This is a genomic window from Stenotrophomonas sp. PA-6-5C (assembly GCF_021605635.1).
GTDB classification, from domain to species: Bacteria; Pseudomonadota; Gammaproteobacteria; order Xanthomonadales; family Xanthomonadaceae; genus Stenotrophomonas; species Stenotrophomonas lactitubi.
In genome coordinates this window covers 61,925-81,686 of sequence record NZ_WKEE01000002.1, presented here as the reverse complement: position 1 = coordinate 81,686, position 19,762 = coordinate 61,925, and the positions used below count along the sequence as shown (strand labels likewise).

Sequence of the window (19,762 nt, the reverse complement as noted above, 5' to 3'; positions counted from 1 at the left end):
CTTCCCTGATCTGATAGGAAGAATGCCTGAAGCATCCTACCCCTGGAATGGACTGAGGATCGGCATACTCATGCCGATCCTCTACACGCCATCAATAGCAGGAAGTTATTCCTTGCCGTCAGACTTGTACTCGTAATAGCCGTAGCTGTAATAGCCTGTGGCACGCTTCTCGACCGCATTGAAGATCGCACCCTTGATCTGCACGCCGTTCTGCTCGAAGCGCTGCAGCGTCAGCTCGATTTCCTTGGCCTGGTTCACGCCGAAACGGGTGACCAGCAGGCTCGAGCCAGCGTGGGTGGCGACCAGCGCCGGATCGGTCACGGCCAGGATCGGCGGCGTATCGACGATCACCAGGTCGTACTTGCCGGACATGTCCTGCAGCAGCTGCGCGAAGCGCGGGTGCATCAGCAGCTCGGCCGGGTTCGGCGGAATGTCACCGCGCACCATGTAGTGCATGTTGTCCAGGCCGGACACCGGATGGATCACTTCGTCGACGCTGAGCTTACCGCCCAGCACGTCCGACAGGCCCTTCTGGGGCGACACACCCAGGATCTTGTGCAGAGTGCCCTTGCGCATGTCGGCGTCGATGACCAGCACGCGCTGGCCCGCTTGCGCGATGACCGCGGCCAGGTTGGTAGACACGAAGGTCTTGCCCACGCCCGGACGCGGGCCCGAGATGGTCAGGATGTTGTTCTTCGCTTCCAGCATGGCAAAGTGCAGGCTGGTACGCAGGCTGCGCAGCGCCTCCACCGTGGGGTCGGCCGGCGCGGACACCGCCAGCAGGTGCTGGCGACCGTCGGCCACGACGCGCGTACCGTGCTTGCCCTTGCGCAGCTTGGGCAGCGTATTGGACACACTGAGCGGGATGGCTGCGTAGACGGGCAAGCCCAAGGCTTCAATGTCTGCCGGGTCTTCGATGCCTGGGTTGAGCATTCGCTGGAGGAAAACAAACGCGACGGCGAGCAATGCCCCGAGTAGGGTGCTGACGATAACAATCAAAGCCTTACGCGGCTTAACTGGATTTGCCAGATCAACTACTGCGGAGTCGACAATACGCACGTTGCCAACCGCACCTGCGCGGGCTACATCCAGCTGCTGAGCTTGATTCAACAGCGCCGTATACAGCTCGTTACTTACTTGCAGATCACGTGTCAGGCGCAGCAACTCCTGCTGGGTTTCCGGCAGATCACCCACCTGCTTCTGGAATCCACCCTTGCGTCCCTCCAGATCACCGATCTGCCGGAGCAATGCGCGATAGGCTGGATGCTCGCGAGTAAAGCTCCGATCCATCTCAGCCTGCTTCAAACGCAACTGCTGGATGCTCGCCTCCACAGCGACTTCCTGCTCCAGCAGCCCTTTCGTCTGCATGGTGATATCCACCGAGCGAGACTGCGACTGGTACGCGCTCATGGCGGCCTGGGCCTGCTCGACCTGACGGCGAATAGTTGGCAGCTGATCCTTTACGAACTGGAGCTGAGACGCTGCCTCCGCAGAGCTCCGATCCACGTTCTGGCGAACATAGGCATCGGCGACTCTTTGCACCAGGGCTTCGGCACGAGCGGCGTCAGAGTCCTGATATCGAATTGCCAGGATCCCTGAATCTTTACCTTGCTCGACCGCCTGCAACTCATCCTGAACGCTTGCTACGACATCGAGACGCCGCGTCTTCACCAGCTCGAATCGGACACCGGGACTGCCTTGGAGACCTGAAACTTCAAGGACTACCCCACCGCGACTAACTGGCACACCCACCTTGCCGCGCAGCAGCCTTTCACCTTCAGGCCCGTAAAGGGAAAACTCACCAGCTCCATTTTCGACCTGAAGAATATACTTCTGGTCGATCTGAGATCCGGGAACGTCGAATCGATGGACGTCGAGCGCTTCACCACCCCAGGCATAACTAGTAAGTCCAAACCAAGGATCGGCTACAGGGGCGTCCTCAGTTGGCTTGAAACGACGTGAAATGAACCCGCCGATCAACGGAAACTGGTATGGCTCAACCTGTGTGTCGAGCTGAAGGGCATCAACAGCCGCCCCTACCACCGTGCGGGAGGTCAGGAGCGCGACCTCTGTAGTTGCGGCGGTGCTACCTCCACCTCCCAACGAAGCAAGATCGGCCAGACCCGGGATGGAGGGAACCTTAGACTCCACCTGAATCATAGCTTCCGCCTGATAAACAGGCTTCGAAAGCAATGCATAGGCACAGCCAACCGCGAAGAAGACCACCGCGACCGAGATTATCAACCACCGGCGATCCAACAATACGCCGAGTACTTCGCGCAGATCGATCTCGTCGTTCTTTGCAGCCCGGCCTTCCATTTGTTTGGTCATTGATTCCACTTCATCATCGAAAAATCTCGCGCAGCGACCCAGGGGCGATCCCGACAAGGCCGCACTTGTTGGCACCATCAAAGAACCGAGGATCCTAGATGCTTCTCAGCAGGCAGGAAGCAGGAGTTCGGCCGTCGGGCCACATAGCATACCTCGAATCCGGCTCAGAGATGAAGTTCGACGCTATCGATATCAACCACCTTGAACGCGCGCGCGTTGCATCGCGAACACGGACTGCTATGCTTGGGGGTCGTCGAGGACAGGCGATGGGCTCTAGTCAGCGGCAGAGCGCGCGACACGCGAAATCAGCTTGGGCAGCCACTGATAAGCAGACAAGCTACTTGACCGGACGCCCCACGGGAGACAAGTCACTAGGCGGCAGCAAGTCAGAGCCGTCTTGAGCACTCAAGGACCAATGGAAATGGAGTTTGGAATCGGGCAAGCCGCCGAAGAACACACGGGCATCCTCACGGACAGCACCTAAGCGTCGACTGCCAGCCTGAAAGCGACAATCAAGCAGCCGACGATACAAGTTAACGTCATCAAATGGAATTTCAATGAGCAAGCGCGCGCTAATTACAGGAATCACCGGACAAGATGGATCTTACCTCGCGGAACTATTGCTACAGAAAGGCTATGAAGTTCACGGAATCAAACGTCGATCCTCGTCCTTCAACACTCAGCGCGTCGACCACATTTATCGCGACCCCCACGACGCAACAAGCAAGTAGCACCTGCACTACGGCGACCTCACCGACTCCAGCAACCTAACCCGCATCGTCGCGGAAGTTCAGCCCGACGAGGTCTACAACCTGGGCGCTCAGAGCCATGTAGCGGTGAGCTTTGAATCGCCGGAATATACCGCAGACGTTGACGCCCTCGGCACCCTCAGGCTTTTGGAGGCCATTCGATTCCTGAAACTTTCTGAGAAGACTAGGTTCTATCAGGCCTCGACTTCTGAACTTTTCGGACTTGTCCAAGAATCCCCCCAACGGGAATCGACCCCCTTCTACCCCAGAAGCCCCTATGGCGTGGCAAAACTCTACGCTTACTGGATCACGGTTAATTACCGTGAGAGTTACGGCATGTACGCGTGCAATGGCATTCTGTTCAACCATGAAAGCCCGCGTCGCGGCGAAACATTCGTAACACGCAAGATTACCCGCGGCCTGGCGAATATCGCCCAAGGTCTCGAGAAGTGCCTTTATATGGGAAACCTCGACTCCCTTCGAGACTGGGGTCATGCGAAGGACTACGTGGAGATGCAGTGGTTGATGCTTCAACAACAGAAGGCAGTCGACTATGTGATCTCAACTGGCGTTCAGTACAGCGTCCGTCATTTCATTGAGCTCGCGGCACTCGAACTGGGCATCACGCTGCAGTTTGTCGGCGAGGGCGATTCGGAAAAGGCCGTAGTTGTCCGGGTAGAGGGTGATCAAGCGCCGCACGTGCGCCCTGGAGACACCATCGTTTGCGTTGATCCTCGATACTACCGCCCGGCAGAAGTTGAAACGCTGCTTGGTGACTACGCCAAGGCGGAACGCGAATTGGGATGGAAGCCAACTACCAGTTTGCAGGAAATGGTTTCGGAAATGGTGCAGTCGGACCTGCTAGAAGCCAGAGAGAAGCGCTACCTGATTGCATCTGGTATTCGCGATAGCTGACATAAAGATGTTTAGAGCATCGCTAATTTCAGCAATTACCGCCATCCTCGTGATGGCGGTAAATTTTCTAGTGAGCGTCGTCACCGCTCGAAGCCTTGGTCCAGAGGGTCGAGGCGCCTTCTACTCAGTGCAAGTTTTCGCACTTTTCGTAGCGTCATGCGCCCAGCTAGGCTTGGGACAGGCCATGGTTTATGCAGTTCGAGCGAAAATAGTAAACTTCAGAGTTGCATACGACACATCCAGCGCGGTAACCACTGCACTATCCGTCTGCATGGCTATAGCCGCCTTCAGTTTCTTCCTGAAAGAGGAAACTACCGAAATTTGGATGGCGGCCTGCTATGCAGCAGCAGTTTCCCTTACCGTCTTCTGCGGGTTCTGTGCCCAACTGGAGAGCTCGCTGAAAGCCTACAACACAGCAAGGTTAGCACTTCCGGTTCTGGTACTTCTAAGCCTTGCCGCGGTTGCCGCGACTGACTCAATGAACTTGAGCGCAGCAATCGCCATCCAAGCACTGGCAACGCTACTTGTTGCGAGCGGCACATGGGCCTACCTGCGCTGGAAGCTCCGCCGTACGCACGACGAATCGATCTCTGCCAAAGATACAAAGCCTCCTGGCGCGGGAACCAGTTTAGTAAAACTTGGCCTCAAATTCCACGCGACAACTCTCGCCGGAATTTTGGCAACAAACATCGACAAAATATATCTCATATCGAAGGCCGCCGCATCGGAACTCGGAATCTACTCAATTGCCTTCTCAACATCACGCATATTGAGCTCGCTTTACGAGTCGATGGCCACGTCACTATATTCTCGCTACGGCGGGCACAGCGACCCCGGCTCAACAGATGTAGTTGTACAGGTTTTTCGTGCGACCTTCATACCAATGATGGCCCTTGCTATTCTGGGGGGATTCATTGGCCAAGTATTTATACCACTGGTCTTTGGCCATAAGTTCAGCGGAGCGGCGATCCCATTCGCGATCCTTCTGATTGAATCGATACTTTCCGGATCGAGCTGGATGCTTGCGCAGAAGTTCAACATCGACGGGAAACCCGGGCTCGTTGCCATAAGACAGATTGCCTCGATTGCGCCAATCCTCATCGCCATGCCATTTCTACCACATCAGAATCTAATTTCATGGTTGGCGTTTGTGATGGCTATCTCAGGGGGAGTAAGGCTAGGCCTCACTATTTTCTTCATGATGAAAATGGAGAAGTCTTCGCTGCGCGATTTGACCCCAACGATAAGCGAATCGATGGCTCTAATTAATAAGTTTCGTAGGAAAGGGAGTTTCGAGTGAATAGTTGCACAGAGCTGGTTCCGCACGCCAAGGTTATGACGGACCTCAAAGAGAGCCTCTCCAAGGTGGCCGAAGTCATCAATAGCGACACTATTCACTATGTCGACATTCCCGTTCATGGGAATGTTGGAGACATCTTGATCATGGCTGGAACCATCAAGTTCCTTGAGGATAACGGAATACGTCGAACTCAGACGTCCGGGTACTTCAACTACAGCCCAAACTGGGCCGAGCCTGGTGTGCCGATTGTGTTTCACGGCGGGGGCAACCTGGGCGATCTTTACGCGTGCCCGCAGGCCATACGCGAAGAGGTTGTATCCAAGTGCCACGGCAACAGGATTGTAATACTTCCACAAACCATTCACTTTTCAGACACTGAAAAGTATGAAGCCTGTTGCGCGATATTTTCAAAGCATCCTGATCTTCACATATTTGTACGGGATGCCAAGTCGGTCGCCCTAGCAAGGAGGATGACTCCTAACGTCTATCTTTCGCCCGATATGGCTCATCAGCTTTGGCCGATGACCAAGCGACCGCGCCAAGGAAGTGGCAGGCTGAGATTCCTGCGCACCGATGACGAGCGCGGAAGCGAAAACTCCTCCGATGAACAAAAATCCATTGACTGGCCTGAACTTATCGGGTGGCATGGCACCATCTTGCGGGCTTATTCAAAAATTGGCCAGCTGCCACTGATTCGTAGCTTTCGCCTTACTGCAAATCTCCACAGCGCAGGCTGGTTACTCTATTCCAGTTACTTGATCGAACGATCAGCATCCTATTTCAGCAAGCACGCAGAAGTGGACACGGATCGACTTCACGGGCATATCCTAAGCTCATTGCTTGGAATACGTAACACCGTCAGAGATAATTCATACGGAAAGAACGGCAACTACGTTAGTTGCTGGACCCAAACTAGCGACCTTGTGCGCTCGGTCAAGCAGATAGAACATGGCGACTACTAATTTCCGAATCGATGGCAGGTCGCTCCTTTGGAGCTTCTGCCTCGTTCTTGTTCTGGTGTCCATGGCGGTGCATCAGCTTAGATACTCGATGTATCTGATTCCTTTTGCAGCCCTTCTGGCCGTTGTGTCCACCCTCAGGATCAAGATCCCGACTCCGACACTCCCATTTCTTGCTTACGCGATTGCTGGCGCAATCACAGTACCTCTTGGCGGAGAGTTGGGGTTCAAGGACTGCTACTTCGTGTTCTCGGGAATTGCACTCTCACTCGCCTTCACCAACCCGATTAGATTCTCCTGGATCAAATATCTCCTACCGGTGGCGTTCATTGCGAGCATAGTCGGAGCAATTACACTGCGTGGTTGGCACGGCCTTGAGTTTGACTTGCTTGACTCCTCGTCTTCAATTGAAAGTACAGGCTCTTTTGTATGCGGGCTGTTTGCTGTTGTCGCTCTAGCTCGCTCTCGCTGGATCCTATTCCTGATTGCAACGCTCGCCTCTTTGCTGCTTCTTAAGCGCGCCGCCCTCATTGGTATCGCAGTTTGCATTCCTTTTGCGCTGCTACCCGACAGGAAGGCGAAGCAGTTGCTTTCCAGCCCAGTGATGGTACTGGTAAACCTGGTGGCGGTCGCTTTTGCGGTGAAGTACGCCATCGGTGACCTCGACAGTGTAATCACGGCGTTAACAGGGAAGTCCGCCAATGAAATCGGGCTCGGACGACAGCTTTTGCAGTCGGAGGCAGCGAACAGTATCGTCGGAAATGCCCACTACATACTTTACGGAAACGGCGTTGGAACAGCCTACGCCACCTTCCTCGGAAAGTTCGGGCAAGGAGATGCAAACATGCACTCTGATGCCCTCAAGATGATTTATGAGCTCGGACTAGTATTCTTTCTTACATTCATCTGGCTCGGATACAGGGCAAAAACACTAGAAGCGAAAATGCTATTCCTTTATAGCAATCTTATATTCTACTTTGACAATACAATCATATATTCCTTCTATCTATTCTTCCTGCTTTCAATGCAAATGCTTGACCAGGCTGATAGGGAGTTGAAACAGGGGAGCCACGCGCCATGCAGCCAGTAGTTTCAGTTGTCATGCCTGCATACAATGCAGAGAAAACGATTGAGGAGGCCGTTGTCTCCATCCTCAACCAAGACCTGCGCGAAATTGAGCTGATCGTAGTGGACGATGGATCTACGGACCAGACAGGACTCGTCCTCGCTCGACTGCAGGGCGACAGCCGACTTCGGGTATTAACGCAGAAGAACGCGGGCGTGGTCGCTGCCCTCAATGCAGGAATTGCCGTTGCAGCTGGAACATTCATTGCTCGCGCGGATGCTGACGACTATTACAGCCCCAGTCGACTGAGCCTCCAGCGCTCGGTGCTTGACGCCGACCCTCGCGTTTCCCTGGTCTATACAGACTTTTTCAAAGTATATCCCGATGGAACACTCACGCCATCCACAACTCCGGACAATCACGACGATGCGATGACCTCGTTATTTAGAGGCAACTTCGTAATGCACAGCAGCGTCATGTTCCGACGAAAGGATTTCATCCAGGCGGGCGGTTATCGACCTGAGTGGAAACACATTGAAGATTGGGAGCTTTGGTTCAGACTTACTCTTCTTGGCAAAATGGCCAGAGTTGGCGATGGAGTTTCTTTCCTTCGCGTCCACGACGGAAGCGTGTCCGCAAAGCATGAGATCTTCCAGGCAAAAGCTGGATTGAAATTGAGATGGAGCCTGATCCAGTCTCAGCGATACCCTGTTTCGAGCATGGTCCATATGATCCGCCCGGCACTGAAGGTTTTCGTGGGCAAGCACGCGCTGTCCGTCGCTCGCAAAGTGCTCGGGAGGAAGCGCTATCAATGAGCTACATTACTTGTGATTGGGCTGCAAACCGAGGAAATCCCAAGGGCCGCTTGATATTGCTCAGCTTTCGAGCTGTCAATCTGATCAGTCGTATGCCCAAGGCCATCAGGCTCCCTCTACTTCCAGTCGTTGCTGCCTACAGAGTTGCGATCGAATGGATGCTGGGCGTTGAAATACCATGGAAAACAAGGATTGGTCCTGGCGCATCGCTCTACCACGGGGTTGGCTTGGTCATCAATGATCGAACGATTATTGGTCGCAATGTTGTACTGAGGCACTGCACTACAATTGGCGTTCGCGTTACAAGCTCGAGCTTCGACGGCATCGCCCCAGTCATTGGGGACAATGTTGATATCGGATCAAATGCAACAATCATTGGGCCAATTAAGATAGGGAACAATGTATCGATAGGCGCTGGAAGCGTCGTTATTACAGACGTTCCTGACGACTGCATCGCCGTTGGAAATCCCGCCCGAATAATCAATCGCCGGACAAGCTGAAGATGAGAGTTCTCATTGTCCACAACTATTATCAGCAGGCCGGCGGCGAAGATTCCGTTGTCAGGAACGAAGCGGAGCTGCTTCGTGCGAACGGCCATGAAGTGAAGCTTTACGCTGTCTCCAATCACTCAATCCAAGGGTTCGCATCGAAGATTATTGCAACGGTAAATGCAATCTTCTCCATTCCCTCATACCTCAGGATACGCAAAGAGATATCTGAGTTTCGTCCTGATGTAGTTCACGTCCACAACTTCTTCCCACTTATCTCGCCATCCGTATTTTATGCCTGCCGAGCCAAGAAGGTACGATCGGTTTTCACTCTTCACAATTACCGAATTGTGTGCCCGACTGCGACATTGTACTTTGATGGTGAAGTGACCGAGAGGAGCATAGACGAGGGCCCTTGGTGGACCGTGGCTCGTCGCGTGTATCGGAACTCGTTCATCGGAACTTTTTCAATTGCCGCCAGCGTCTCACTGCATCGGCGACTGGGTACGTGGAAGAAGGTTGATCAGTTCATTGCGCTCACCGAGTTTGCAAAGAGCCTGTTTTCGAGAGCGGGGATACCAAGCTCCAAGATTAGAGTGAAGTCCAACTTCTCTCATCTGGAAATTGAAGAGTTCCCCGAGCAGGGAGTTCGTGATGGTTATCTTTTCGTGGGTCGACTTACTGAAGACAAGGGAATACACGTGCTGCTCGAAGCGGCACGTTCCGCTGACGTAACTGTGACAGTCATTGGTGATGGCCCGCTATCGGACATCGTTTCAGCTAGCAAGCATATTAATTTCTTGGGCAAGCGAGATTCTTCGATAATCAGGTCTGAAATGAGGAAGGCCAAAGCACTTATCGTTCCCAGCTTGTGGTACGAAGGCTTTCCAATGGTCATCGCCGAAGCGTATTCACAGGGCCTTCCCGTCTTTGCCAGTGATATCGGTGCTCTTAGTGAGTTGATAGAGCCAGAAGTAACCGGCGAGTTGTTTAGTCCGGGAAGCCCTGATGAGCTCGCCGCTCTGTTGATCAGCCATAAAAACTCTGAGCATCGAATAGCGCGAATGAGCTCCGGTGCGCGCAACCATTATCTGGACTCCTACTCTCCGGAAGTAAGTCTTCGAACCCTTTTGTCGGCCTACAACTCCGAGCAGCCCCTCTAAATTGCATGGACAGCATCCATAGTGAATAGCCCCTGTACTTCTATCGACGTTATCGGCACACCGATCACTCGCGTCAGCTGGGATCAGTCCCTACACCGTATTCACGCTTGGAGCATGCGTCGAGACAGCAGGGTAGTCTGCATCTGCAACGCCCACTCCGTCGTTACAGCACGTCAGGACAAGGAGTTCGCAGCAGCCGTGAACTCTGCCGACATGGCAACGCCCGATGGTGCGCCGGTGGCTTGGCTCATGAGACGTCTTGGGGCTTCCGGACAGCAACGCATCAATGGTCCCGACCTGATGCTCAAGTACTGCGAGGCAGCCGCCAAGCGCGGCGAGTCCATCTACCTCTATGGTGGCGCTGAGACGACCTTGAGCATTCTCCGCGACGAGCTGCCCAAGCGATTCCCTGGCTTGGTCATTGCCGGCTCGCACTCACCGCCCTTCCGCGCACTCAGCGAAGAAGAGGATGCTGCCATCGTGCGCGACATCAATGACTCTGGTGCCGGGACGATCTGGGTCAGCCTCGGCTGTCCGAAGCAGGAGAAGTGGATGGCGGCGCACCGTGGCCGAATCAATGGCGTGATGATCGGTGTCGGGGCGGCATTCGACTACCATGCGGGTATTATCTCCCGGGCCCCCCTCTGGATGCAGAACAATGGCCTCGAATGGCTGCACAGGCTTGCGAGCGAGCCTCGTCGGCTCTGGAAGCGCTACTTCGTCACCAACACCCTCTTCATTTGGCACGCTGCGCGCCAGCTTATGACGGCGCAGTCGAAATGACCCACTTGACCGAGCTTCCACCACGGCACTTGAGTGCAGCTGACTTCAAAGCCGTCGTTCGGGACACACCCCTTGTGTCGATCGATCTTCTGGTCATGGATCCACGGCAACGCATGCTTGTGGGGTTGCGTACCAATGAACCTGCACGCGGATTCTGGTTTGCCCCGGGTGGGCGCATCCGCAAAGGCGAGAACTTCAGCCAGGCATTCCGCAGGCTGACTTTGGCTGAGCTCGGACAATCGCTGGATATCAGCGAAGCCAGCTTCGTTGGAGTGTATGAGCACTTCTACGCCGAGGACTTCACCGGAGCATCGGATGCAGGTACACACTACGTGGTGCTGGCCTACTCCATCAGCGTGGATCCCGCGGGAATGGCTCTGCCGGAGGAACAGCATGCTGAGTACCGTTGGGTAACGGCAGAAGATGCTTTGTCCGATGCCTCGATCCACCCCAATACCCAGGCATACGCCCGCAAATGAAAAGGGCCAGCGAACGCTGGCCCTTCCATCCAAAACCTTAGGCGGCGCGCAGGCGCCCTTGATTGTCGAGGAACCAGCGATACGTCTGTTCGACGCCTTCCCGAAGCTCAATCGAAGCCTTCCAGCCCAATCCATTCAACCGTGAGACGTCCAACAGCTTGCGCGGGGTGCCATCGGGCTTGCTGGTGTCATTACGGATCTCGCCCTTGAAACCTGTGACGTCCTTCACCAGCTCCGCAAGCTCGCGAATGCTGATGTCATCACCGACACCAACATTGACGATGTCCGAGCCTTCATAGGTCTCAGTCAGATAGACCGTTGCGGCTGCCATGTCGTCTACATGGAGGAACTCACGGCGTGGCGTCCCCGTACCCCACATGACGACCTCGCTGTCACCACGCTCAGCGGCTTCATGGAACTTCCGCAGAAGCGCCGGAAGCACATGCGAGTTCTGCAGATCGAAGTTGTCGCCCGGCCCATAAAGATTGGTCGGCATCAGGCTGATCGCGTTGAATCCATACTGCTTGCGATAAGCCTGGCACATCTTGATGCCCGCAATCTTTGCGATGGCATACCATTCGTTCGTAGGCTCCAGCCCCCCGGTCAGCAACGAGTCCTCACGGATGGGCTGCTCGGCGAACTTGGGGTAGATGCACGACGAACCCAGGAAAGTCAGCTTCTTGGCGCCATGGCGGTATGCCGCGTCGATCACGTTGTTCTGGATCTGCAGGTTCTCAAACAAGAATTCGGCAGGGTACGCATCATTGGCATGGATGCCACCCACCTTGGCCGCAGCTAGGATGACGATAGTCGGCTTCTCGGCCTCAAAGAGCGCTTCGACCGACGCGCGATCCCTGAGATCGACGCGCTCGCGCCCTGCCAGCAGCAGGTTGTCATAGCCCAATGCCTGCAATCGACGCACCACGGCCCCACCCACCAGTCCCCGGTGTCCCGCAACGAAAATCTTATCGTGCTTATCCATGCCCTTTCCGTTCACCTGCTGAGTCAGGGGTGGAATTTTAGCAGACCACTCCAGCCCAATCGGGCCCGGTTCGGCAGTTACGGCGGAAGGGTTGAGATTTATGGAGGGAAACCGGATAGAATGCTGTCCTCATTGCACCTCTTGGGTGCTTTGATGCCCGCCCCGGCTCTGGCCGACGGCGCGGCGGTTCCACCACGCGCTCGTAGCTCAGCCGGATAGAGTAGTGGCTTCCGAAGCCATTGGTCGGGGGTTCGAATCCCTCCGGGCGCGCCATCTTCCCTGTGATCCCCTGCGACGATTTCGACCTGGTCCTTGTCTGGCCGGGGACGCGTGGCCGTGCATTCGTGTTGAAGGCAGTCGAGCAAAGCTCGACGCAACTCAACAAGAGGTCGGGAACCGGACAGGAGGCCGCCGTACCAGGGCGAGGTCTTCCCACCTGCCTGGGGGGCGGCAGGCCGCGCATTGCGCGCAGCCTTCGACATCCGTGTCGTGCGCCTGTCCAGTATCCCGGTGAAGGGTCAGCCGCTGAGCAGGTCGTTGAAGCGCGCCAACGAGGCCAGGTGGAAGTGCACCGGCGCCAACCAGCCCTGGCGATGCCAGGCGATGACGGTCTCCTCGGGCAGCGCCGCGAAACGATCCGGATCGACGACCTGGAAGCCGAGCAGGCTGGAGGTTCGACCGTCGGCACGCACCACATCGGCCTGACGATCCACCAGCACACCCGAGGCCAGCAACTGCGCGCTGAAGGCAACGCTAGCAACGGCTTCGCCTGTGAAGGCTTCGCAGAACTGCAGCGCCTGGCGGGTCAATGCGCTGGGCTGGCCGTCGGCCTCGAACAGCGGCTGGCCTTCGTCACCCTCGGTGCGCAGCATCGCTGCGTCGGCATCGATTGCCAACGCATGGCCATCGGGTTGGGTGGTGCGCGCGAACACGAAGGGGTAGCGGCGCACGTAGGCCGGCACATAGGCCCCACTCTGCCAACGGTCGGCCACCACGAAACGATTGTGCTCGGCCTCCAGCCCCAGCACGGCCACCGGCGCGGCGTCTTCGCCGACAAACACCAGCGGGTAGCAACGGGCAGCAGCGGCAAATTCGCCCAGCACCAGTGGCACGGCATGGCTGGCTGCGGCGAAGGCGGCATCGCCAGGCAACAGACGCCAGTGCGCATGGTCGCGCGAGGACAGCATGACCGGCGCGCGGTACAGCGGCGGGTGCGTCGGGCCGATGGCCTCCTGCGCGGGCAGCGTGTCCACGGCATCAGCCTCGGCTACAGGGAGTTGTGAGTCTTCAATCATATCGGTCTGCATCCAGAGTGCGGGAAAAAGACCGGCGCGAACGCCGGCCTTCGCGTCAGAAGCCGGCGTTCACTTCCAGCTGGAACACATCGATGGACTGCGGCGCACCGGTGATTTCCTTGGCCGCCATCCAACGTCCGGTCAGCGACACGTTCTTGTCGAACATGTACGAACTGCCCAGGTAATAGCCCTTGGCATTGGTGCCGCCCAGGTGGAAGTTGGAATCGTTGTAGGCGTCGGGAAGTGCGTCGGCCTCCAGCCGCTTGTAGCCCAGCCACAGGTTCCAGTCGCCGGCCTGCTTCAGCGCAAGGTGGCCGAAGGTGGCCTGCGCCATGTAGGCCATGTCGCCGCTGTCGATGTCCTGCGGCCCGGCTACGCCGCTGGCGGCGGTGGCCAGGTTGGTGACGACGCCGCCCTGCGCACGACGCCACATGGCGTTGCGGTCGAAGGCCAGGTTCTTGATGCCGTGGCCTTCCAGGCGCAACGCGTATCCGGCGAACAGCGGTGTTTCCCACGCCAGGTTGAGGTCCAGCAGCTCGAACTCCGAGGCCAGCCCCACGTACTGCGGCATCGGTGTGTTGGCCGGGTCCAGCGGATTCAGCGCGATGTTACGCAGCAGCATCAGCGTGTTGCCCTTCTGCATGAACGCCGGTCGCGACCAGTCACTGCTGCAGAAATCGGCACCGGCATACAGCGCGCACGGCTGCGAGTACTCGCCGGCGATGTTGCGGAAATCGAAGTAGCCGACCGCCGCACGCAGTTTCTGTTCGTTGCCGAACTGCCAGTCCGCGCCCACCTGCAGACCATTGAGCCACTTGTTCTCGCTCTTCATCTTGCTCTGGCTGGTGCTTGGGAAACCGTCGGAGGAGTATTCCAGCGGGGTCAGGCCCAGCGTGGCGAACAGCGAGAGGCCTTCATCACCCAGTGCCTGGCGGTACTTGAACGCCACGCCGTCGAAGTTGAGGTCGTTGGAGAACAGGGTGTCGGTGGACCAGTACGGATTGCCGAAGCGGCCACCGATCACTTCCAGCCCCTGCACCGGCGCCCACGACAACCAGGCCTGGTCCAGCCAGAGATCCTTCTTGGCCAGACCGCCGCCCAGCGTCTGCGTGGATGACACCGGACCATTGTCGTTGCCGGTGGCCAAGCGCACGCCAGCGCGGGTGTGTTCGCCCAGATCGGCCACCACGCCCAGCCGTGCGCGGATACGCCAGGAATTGTTGCGGTCCTGGCGGTTGTTACGCAGCGGCGGCAGGCCCAGATGGGTATTGCCATTGACGTCGTAGCCGTTGCCGGCATTGATGCGCGCCCAATCCACTTCGATGTCGCTGTTGCGTTCGGAGTACAGGCGGCTCTCGTTGCGCACGCGCACATCCCCCTGCACGCGCAGGCGCTGGGTCCACTCCGGCACCTGGTCAGGTGCAGCCCAGCCATTGGCCTTGGCCTCGGCCATCACGCTGGCCTTGAGCTCATCGCGGATTTCATCGCGCACGGTCTGCGGGATGTACGGCACGCGCACGTCGCCTGCCTGCGCCGGGCTGGCGACAGAGCTGGTGGCGGGATTCGCAACCGCATCGCGCTGTGCTTCCAGCAGCAAGGCCTGGCCGGCTTCCGGCGTGAGTGCACCACTGTCCATCAGGCCACGGATCAGTTTGATCATGGTGCTTTCGCCACCGCCCTGCTGGGCGTGGACGCCGCCGCTGGCCAGCACCAGCACGATGCCAGTGGCCACGGCAGAGCGACGCAGGTGCCGCAGCACGGAATAGGAGTTGGAACGGGTCATCGGCTTGCTCACAGAAATTGGGAATTCGATGGAAAGAGCGTCATGGCAGCGTTCACCCGCCGGGGCGACGGCCCTGTACCAGCACGCGCGCAGGGAAATCCAGCGATGCCGGTGGGCGCTCGTCGATGCGGCCGACCGCGCGTATCGCCTTCAGAACACTGTCGTCGGCGTCGGCATTGCCGCTGCCACGCAGCAGTTCGACACGGCTCACCGCGCCGTCGGCGTCCAGCCAGATGTTGACCGTCAGCTGGAACGCCAACCGGCGCACCTGCTCATCGCGCGCCACGGCCTGCTGCAGCACATAGCCCAGGTAACGGCCGTAGCTGGCGTTGCCGGCGCCACCGCTGCCGGTGCCACTACGGCCACCGCCGCTACCGGACTGGATGCCGAAGCTGTCACCACCGGCCTGCGCATCGGCGTCCATGGTCACCGGGTCGGCCGTGTCCGGCGTGGGCGCCTCTTCGGTCGGCTTGGGCACTTCATCCAGCGGTTCCGGCTCGGGCATCACCTCTTCCGGCTTGGCTTCCGGCTCGGGCTCAGGTTCCGGCGGCGGCGGCGGCGGCGGCGGGGGTGGCAACATCACCATCGGCACCTCGGCCACCGGCCGCCGCGTACTGGCGGTGTTCTTGAACAGCAGCAGCCACACCAGCAGCGCCAACAGCGCGACAACGGCGGGCACCACCAGCAAGGGCCACCAGCGCCGCCATGCGGAAACCGCGTGGGTCGCGTGGGAGTGGAGTGGGGTCACGTGTTCACCCCTGCACTTTTCCGGTGACCAGGCCCACCTGGTTCAGGTCGATCCGGCGCAACAGATCCAGCACTTCGACCACACGGGCGTACTGCACCTGCGCGTCGCCGCGCACGATTACCGGGAAGTCCGGGGTCAGCGCCTTCTCGGTGCGCAGCCGGTCTTCCAGTTCGGGCAGGCTCACCGGATAGGCATCCAGGAAAACCTGGCCGTTGTTGTCCACGGTGATGGCCTTGGTCTTGGGTTTTTCCAGGGCCATGCTCGAGCTGGCCTTGGGCAGGTTGACCTGGATACCGGGAATGGAGGCGTTGCTGGTGAGGATGAAGATCACCAGCACCACCAGCAGCACGTCAACGAAAGGCGTGACATTGATGCCCTTCTCGCGCTTCTTGATGCCGAACCGCTTTGCCCTGGCCATGGCGATGCCCCTCAGGCCAGGGCCGGACGCGCGACGGCGGCCGGTTCGCTGCGGTCGAACTCTTCGGCCAGACGCGCGGTGAATTCATCGACGAAGACCGACATGTCGGCGGCGATTGCTTCGGCGCGCGAGGCCAGCCAGTTGTAGCCGAACAGTGCCGGGATGGCGACGCCAAGGCCCGCGGCGGTACACAGCAGTGCGGCGGCCATACCCGGTGCCACCGAGTTGATGTCCACTGCGCCGGCCATCGCGGCCACCACGAACACCAGCATGATGCCGATCACGGTGCCGAACAGACCCACGTAAGGTGCGCCTTCGATGGTGGTGGACAGCCAGTTCATGCGCTTGGACATGCGCTCGCTTTCGCGGGTCACTTCGGCATCCATCGACGCGCGGATCGAGGTGATCGCTGCGGCGGTCAGGCCATGATGATGCGAACCGCGGCCATCCATTTCCTCCATCGCGATGCGGTACAGCTTCCACAGGGTGGAGTTGTCGCGCACCTGCGGTGCCAGTACACCACTGCGCTCCACCTGCTGCAGCGCAGCCACGGGTGCGCCGGCTACCTTGCGGTACTGTTCGGAGAACGCCAGGTTGGCGCGGGCCACGGTGCCAAAGTAGCGGCTCTTGGCGATCATGATCGCCCACGACATCAGCATCATCAGGCCCAGCACCACCACCACCACCCACGCATCCACCGGCATCGCCTTGAGGATGAAGCCGAAGTGGCTGACACCGGCCGACTGCTCATCCTCACCAAAGGTCAGCAGGCGCGATTCGGCGCCCTGCGCAGTTGCGTCTGCCAGCAGCAGCGTGGCCGGGCGTGCGACCTTGGACACGCGCACTTCGTCGATATCGCCCAGGAACGGCTGCGCCATGGCGATCGCAGTGGCATCGCCAGCGGCAGGTGCGCTGTCGGCACCGATCAGGGCCTCACCTGCGAACGACGGCAGCGCCGCGTCGATCCGACTCGCTTCACGGCCGCCAACCCACAGTACGACCTTGCCTTCGCTGGCCGTGACTGCCACATGCGTCCACTGCCCTGCCACCAGTGCGGGCACCGACTGGCTGCGCTGATCGTTGACGCGCACGTAAGGCACGCCGTTGTCGAGGCCGATGATCATCACGTTGCCACCTTCGCGGCGTGCGTAGAGGGCCTGATCCGGGCCGAGCTGTGCCGGCTTGATCCATGCCGAGAAGGTCATCGCACCGCCAGCGGCAATCGCCAGTGATGGCGAGCCCGGCAACTGCAGCGGCGTGCCGGACAGGCGTGCACCGCGGCCGATGATGGCGCCGTCGGCGGGGGTGAACGCGCCGCTGGCCGGGTTGCCATAGGCGGTAGTGTCGCGCGCTTCATTGCCGCTGTCGGCGAAGTGCAGCACCGCGCTGTAATCCGGATCGAACACGCGCTGGCCATTGCTGGTGGCCGGCGCATTGCCGTTGCCGTAGTACATCCATACGGTCTGCGGCGCGGTGCCGCTGAGGCTGGGTACATCCACCCAGATCAACGCCATGCCCAGGCCGGCGTCGTACTGCTCGATCTGGTGGTTCAGCACCGTGTGGCCATCGGCGCCGACGAAGCGGATGTCCTTGCCGCCTTCCGCCACGCCATCAAAGGCGAAGTTGCCGGTGTGCAGGCGCACCAGTACAGGGGTGCGACCGAGATTGCCGCCGAGCGCAGCACCGCCGGGGCCCGCATCCAGGGTGATCGATTTGCGGTACTTCCACTCGGCCTGCCACCACGGTGTATCGGCGCGGGCAGTGCCGAGCGCGGACAGGCTCAGGCAGAACAACAACAGGGCAAGAACGCGTTGCATGGGAAGATCTCCAGGGAATTCGGAAAGGCCGGGCTCAGTAGCTGGCGCCAAGGCTCAGGTGCAGGCGGTTGGCGCCCTTGGTGGTGGTCGGCCCATCGCTGAGCGTGTGGCCGTAATCCAGGCGCAGGTTGAAGTGGTCGCTGATGCGCAGGCTGCTGCCGATGCCGATGGCCGACATCCAGTTGCTGTCGGTCTGCTCGGGCAATGGCCGGCGCAGACCCAGCCACGCACCATCAAGGAACGTGTAGAAGCGCCAGTCCTGCAGACCCCACAGGCTGAAGGGACGGGTGCGCCACTCCAGCGTGGCCAGTGCGCCGTAATCGCCGATGCCTTCGGCCGAGCGGTAGCCGCGCGTGGTGTACATGCCACCGGCGGCGAACTGCTCGCCCGAGACCAGCGGCTGGTCGGTCATCTGTGCCGACACGCGGGCGAACCACTGCGCGCCGCTGTCCAGCGTGTAGGTGTCGCTGATATCGAACTTGACGGCGAAGAAACTCGGATCGGCGTAGGCACGCTTCCAGTCGAATTCATCACCGGAACTGCCGTAGCCAAGCAGAGTGCGGGTGCCGAACACCGCCTGCAGGCTGACACTGAGCTGATGCTTCTCGCCCTGGCGGAAACCACTGTAGCCGACGGTGAACGGTGCGTACTTGAGCGGCGCGAAGTCCGATGCCTGGCCGACCATCGCCACCGACTCGTCCAGGTCCTTGAAGTCGATGCCGGCCGAGAGCTGGTGCCACCAGGCGCCGGTCATCGGCAGGGTGTGGTTGAGCTTCAGGCCCAGCGCATGGCCCTTGCCGGTCACGTTGGTCTGTCCGCTGGACACCACGTTGCTGTCGGAACGGTAGCCGGAGAATTCCAGCATCCAGTCCGGGCTGCCAAGCGGCAGGCCATAGGACGCCGAGAGCACGTTGGCCTGGTCCAGATCCTGCGGCGCGGCGAAGAAGGTGAGCGACGCGCTGTGGTCACGCTGCCAGAGGTTGTCGTTGCCGATGCTGAGCGTGCTGCGCAGCGGCTCGGTATCGACGCTGTGATCGTTGTTGACGGTGGCGCTGTAACGCCACGGCGACGCATCGTCCACCTTGAGTTCGACATCCATGCGGCCGTCGGCACCCGGCTTCACCAATGGAATCACCTGGCGCTTGCCGTTGCGGTTGAGCGCGCCCAGCTGCGCCTGCGCCTGGGTGAAGTCCGGCACCGCGCCGGCCTGCAGTGCCGGCACGCGCTCGCGCAGACGATCGGGATCGTTGTGCTGGGCGCCCACCACGGTGACCTGGCCGATGCGCGTCTCGCCCACCTGCAGGATCACCACGCCGCCGCTGACCTGCTGTTCGGGCAGCTCGACATACACCGACTGGTAGCCCTTGCCCTGGTAGGCCGCCTGCAGCGCCAGGCGCGCCGCCTCCACGTCCTGCAGCGTGCGATCGGGGCCGAGGTACGGCGTGACCGCGCGCTCTATCTCGCGCGCGTCCAGCACGCTGTTGCCGCGCACCAGGTATTCGTTGATGTTGACGCGCGCCGCAGGTGCGGCCGCAGCCGGCCCATCCTGCGCGGCCGCCAGCGGTACCACGCACATCAGGCACATCGGCAGGGGCACCCAGGCCCATGCCTTGGAAGTGAGGGACATCAGTTGCGTCTCGATACGGAAGAAGGAGGGCGTTGGCAGTGGCG

The 19,762-nt window shown here is 59.3% G+C and carries 16 protein-coding genes, 1 tRNA gene and 1 pseudogene; 10 read left to right on the top strand and 8 right to left on the bottom strand.

Translation table 11 applies throughout. The features are described 5' to 3' along the window. Positions 1-105: 105 nt before the first annotated feature. Entirely contained in the window at positions 106-2,331 is a 2,226-nt protein-coding gene (locus GIW57_RS01090; RefSeq protein ID WP_236508922.1) for a polysaccharide biosynthesis tyrosine autokinase, read from the bottom strand. A 557-nt stretch (positions 2,332-2,888) separates the two neighbouring features. On the opposite strand from GIW57_RS01090, the pseudogene gmd reads away from it, so the two are divergent. From gmd to GIW57_RS01045, 9 genes and pseudogenes are all read left to right on the top strand, one after another. Continuing rightward, positions 2,889-3,995: pseudogene (gmd, locus tag GIW57_RS01085) on the top strand (GDP-mannose 4,6-dehydratase). After that, a complete protein-coding gene (locus tag GIW57_RS01080; RefSeq protein WP_236508921.1) occupies positions 3,970-5,295 on the top strand; it encodes an oligosaccharide flippase family protein in 1,326 nt (441 codons plus the stop codon). The pseudogene gmd and the gene GIW57_RS01080 overlap by 26 nt, the downstream one beginning before the upstream one ends. Further along, positions 5,292-6,257 (top strand): polysaccharide pyruvyl transferase family protein, encoded by a 966-nt coding sequence (locus GIW57_RS01075; protein WP_236508920.1) that lies wholly within the window; start codon positions 5,292-5,294, stop codon positions 6,255-6,257. Before GIW57_RS01080 ends, GIW57_RS01075 begins: the two co-directional genes overlap by 4 nt. Continuing rightward, positions 6,244-7,344: a hypothetical protein gene (locus tag GIW57_RS01070; protein ID WP_236508919.1), complete on the top strand. Its 1,101-nt coding sequence runs from the start codon at positions 6,244-6,246 to the stop codon at positions 7,342-7,344. The genes GIW57_RS01075 and GIW57_RS01070 overlap by 14 nt, the downstream gene beginning before the upstream one ends. Continuing rightward, positions 7,332-8,135 (top strand): glycosyltransferase, encoded by an 804-nt coding sequence (locus tag GIW57_RS01065; protein WP_236508918.1) that lies wholly within the window; start codon positions 7,332-7,334, stop codon positions 8,133-8,135. The genes GIW57_RS01070 and GIW57_RS01065 overlap by 13 nt, the downstream gene beginning before the upstream one ends. Next, entirely contained in the window at positions 8,132-8,635 is a 504-nt protein-coding gene (locus GIW57_RS01060) for a hypothetical protein (RefSeq protein WP_236508917.1), read from the top strand. The genes GIW57_RS01065 and GIW57_RS01060 overlap by 4 nt, the downstream gene beginning before the upstream one ends. Before the next feature lie 2 nt (positions 8,636-8,637). Further along, the gene (locus GIW57_RS01055) at positions 8,638-9,786 is read left to right on the top strand and encodes a glycosyltransferase (RefSeq protein WP_236508916.1); all 1,149 of its coding nucleotides are present in this window, start codon (positions 8,638-8,640) and stop codon (positions 9,784-9,786) included. A gap of 198 nt (positions 9,787-9,984) precedes the next feature. Continuing rightward, complete coding sequence (locus GIW57_RS01050; RefSeq protein ID WP_236508915.1) at positions 9,985-10,569, top strand: WecB/TagA/CpsF family glycosyltransferase; 585 nt, start codon at positions 9,985-9,987, stop codon at positions 10,567-10,569. Continuing rightward, positions 10,566-11,048, top strand: a complete 483-nt coding sequence (locus GIW57_RS01045) for a GDP-mannose mannosyl hydrolase (RefSeq protein WP_236508914.1) — start codon at positions 10,566-10,568, stop codon at positions 11,046-11,048. Before GIW57_RS01050 ends, GIW57_RS01045 begins: the two co-directional genes overlap by 4 nt. 37 nt (positions 11,049-11,085) lie before the next feature. On the opposite strand, the gene GIW57_RS01040 is transcribed toward GIW57_RS01045, so the two are convergent. Next, on the bottom strand, positions 11,086-12,030 hold the full coding sequence (locus tag GIW57_RS01040; RefSeq protein WP_236508913.1) for a GDP-L-fucose synthase: 945 nt from the start codon (positions 12,028-12,030) through the stop codon (positions 11,086-11,088). A 196-nt stretch (positions 12,031-12,226) separates the two neighbouring features. Here GIW57_RS01040 and GIW57_RS01035 point away from each other — a divergent pair. Further along, positions 12,227-12,303, top strand: a tRNA-Arg gene (locus GIW57_RS01035). A 245-nt stretch (positions 12,304-12,548) separates the two neighbouring features. On the opposite strand, the gene GIW57_RS01030 is transcribed toward GIW57_RS01035, so the two are convergent. The 6 genes from GIW57_RS01030 to GIW57_RS01005 are packed head-to-tail and all read right to left on the bottom strand — an operon-like array spanning position 12,549 to position 19,718. Beyond that, positions 12,549-13,325 carry a SapC family protein gene (locus GIW57_RS01030; protein ID WP_236508912.1) on the bottom strand — a complete coding sequence of 259 codons (777 nt, stop codon included), beginning with the start codon at positions 13,323-13,325 and terminating at the stop codon, positions 12,549-12,551. A 55-nt stretch (positions 13,326-13,380) separates the two neighbouring features. Next, on the bottom strand, positions 13,381-15,108 hold the full coding sequence (locus tag GIW57_RS01025) for a putative porin (RefSeq protein WP_236508911.1): 1,728 nt from the start codon (positions 15,106-15,108) through the stop codon (positions 13,381-13,383). 52 nt (positions 15,109-15,160) lie between these two features. Further along, positions 15,161-15,856, bottom strand: coding sequence for a TonB family protein (locus tag GIW57_RS01020; RefSeq protein WP_236508910.1), 696 nt, complete (start codon positions 15,854-15,856; stop codon positions 15,161-15,163). 4 nt (positions 15,857-15,860) lie between these two features. Further along, positions 15,861-16,274: a biopolymer transporter ExbD gene (locus GIW57_RS01015; protein WP_236508909.1), complete on the bottom strand. Its 414-nt coding sequence runs from the start codon at positions 16,272-16,274 to the stop codon at positions 15,861-15,863. 11 nt (positions 16,275-16,285) lie between these two features. Next, positions 16,286-18,091, bottom strand: a complete 1,806-nt coding sequence (locus GIW57_RS01010; RefSeq protein WP_236508908.1) for a MotA/TolQ/ExbB proton channel family protein — start codon at positions 18,089-18,091, stop codon at positions 16,286-16,288. A 34-nt stretch (positions 18,092-18,125) separates the two neighbouring features. After that, the gene (locus GIW57_RS01005; protein WP_236508907.1) at positions 18,126-19,718 is read right to left on the bottom strand and encodes a ShlB/FhaC/HecB family hemolysin secretion/activation protein; all 1,593 of its coding nucleotides are present in this window, start codon (positions 19,716-19,718) and stop codon (positions 18,126-18,128) included. Positions 19,719-19,762: the final 44 nt, after the last annotated feature.

What these genes read in the sequence shown, in the direction of transcription:
- GIW57_RS01025 (WP_236508911.1), bottom strand. Translation starts at nt 15,108, where the DNA reads ATGACCCGTTCCAACTCCTATTCCGTGCTGCGGCACCTGCGTCGCTCT.
- GIW57_RS01065 (WP_236508918.1), top strand. Translation starts at nt 7,332, where the DNA reads ATGCAGCCAGTAGTTTCAGTTGTCATGCCTGCATACAATGCAGAGAAA.
- GIW57_RS01070 (WP_236508919.1), top strand. Translation starts at nt 6,244, where the DNA reads ATGGCGACTACTAATTTCCGAATCGATGGCAGGTCGCTCCTTTGGAGC.
- GIW57_RS01055 (WP_236508916.1), top strand. Translation starts at nt 8,638, where the DNA reads ATGAGAGTTCTCATTGTCCACAACTATTATCAGCAGGCCGGCGGCGAA.
- GIW57_RS01090 (WP_236508922.1), bottom strand. Translation starts at nt 2,331, where the DNA reads ATGACCAAACAAATGGAAGGCCGGGCTGCAAAGAACGACGAGATCGAT.
- GIW57_RS01010 (WP_236508908.1), bottom strand. Translation starts at nt 18,091, where the DNA reads ATGCAACGCGTTCTTGCCCTGTTGTTGTTCTGCCTGAGCCTGTCCGCG.
- GIW57_RS01015 (WP_236508909.1), bottom strand. Translation starts at nt 16,274, where the DNA reads ATGGCCAGGGCAAAGCGGTTCGGCATCAAGAAGCGCGAGAAGGGCATC.
- GIW57_RS01040 (WP_236508913.1), bottom strand. Translation starts at nt 12,030, where the DNA reads ATGGATAAGCACGATAAGATTTTCGTTGCGGGACACCGGGGACTGGTG.
- GIW57_RS01005 (WP_236508907.1), bottom strand. Translation starts at nt 19,718, where the DNA reads ATGTCCCTCACTTCCAAGGCATGGGCCTGGGTGCCCCTGCCGATGTGC.
- GIW57_RS01030 (WP_236508912.1), bottom strand. Translation starts at nt 13,325, where the DNA reads ATGATTGAAGACTCACAACTCCCTGTAGCCGAGGCTGATGCCGTGGAC.
- GIW57_RS01060 (WP_236508917.1), top strand. Translation starts at nt 8,132, where the DNA reads ATGAGCTACATTACTTGTGATTGGGCTGCAAACCGAGGAAATCCCAAG.
- GIW57_RS01045 (WP_236508914.1), top strand. Translation starts at nt 10,566, where the DNA reads ATGACCCACTTGACCGAGCTTCCACCACGGCACTTGAGTGCAGCTGAC.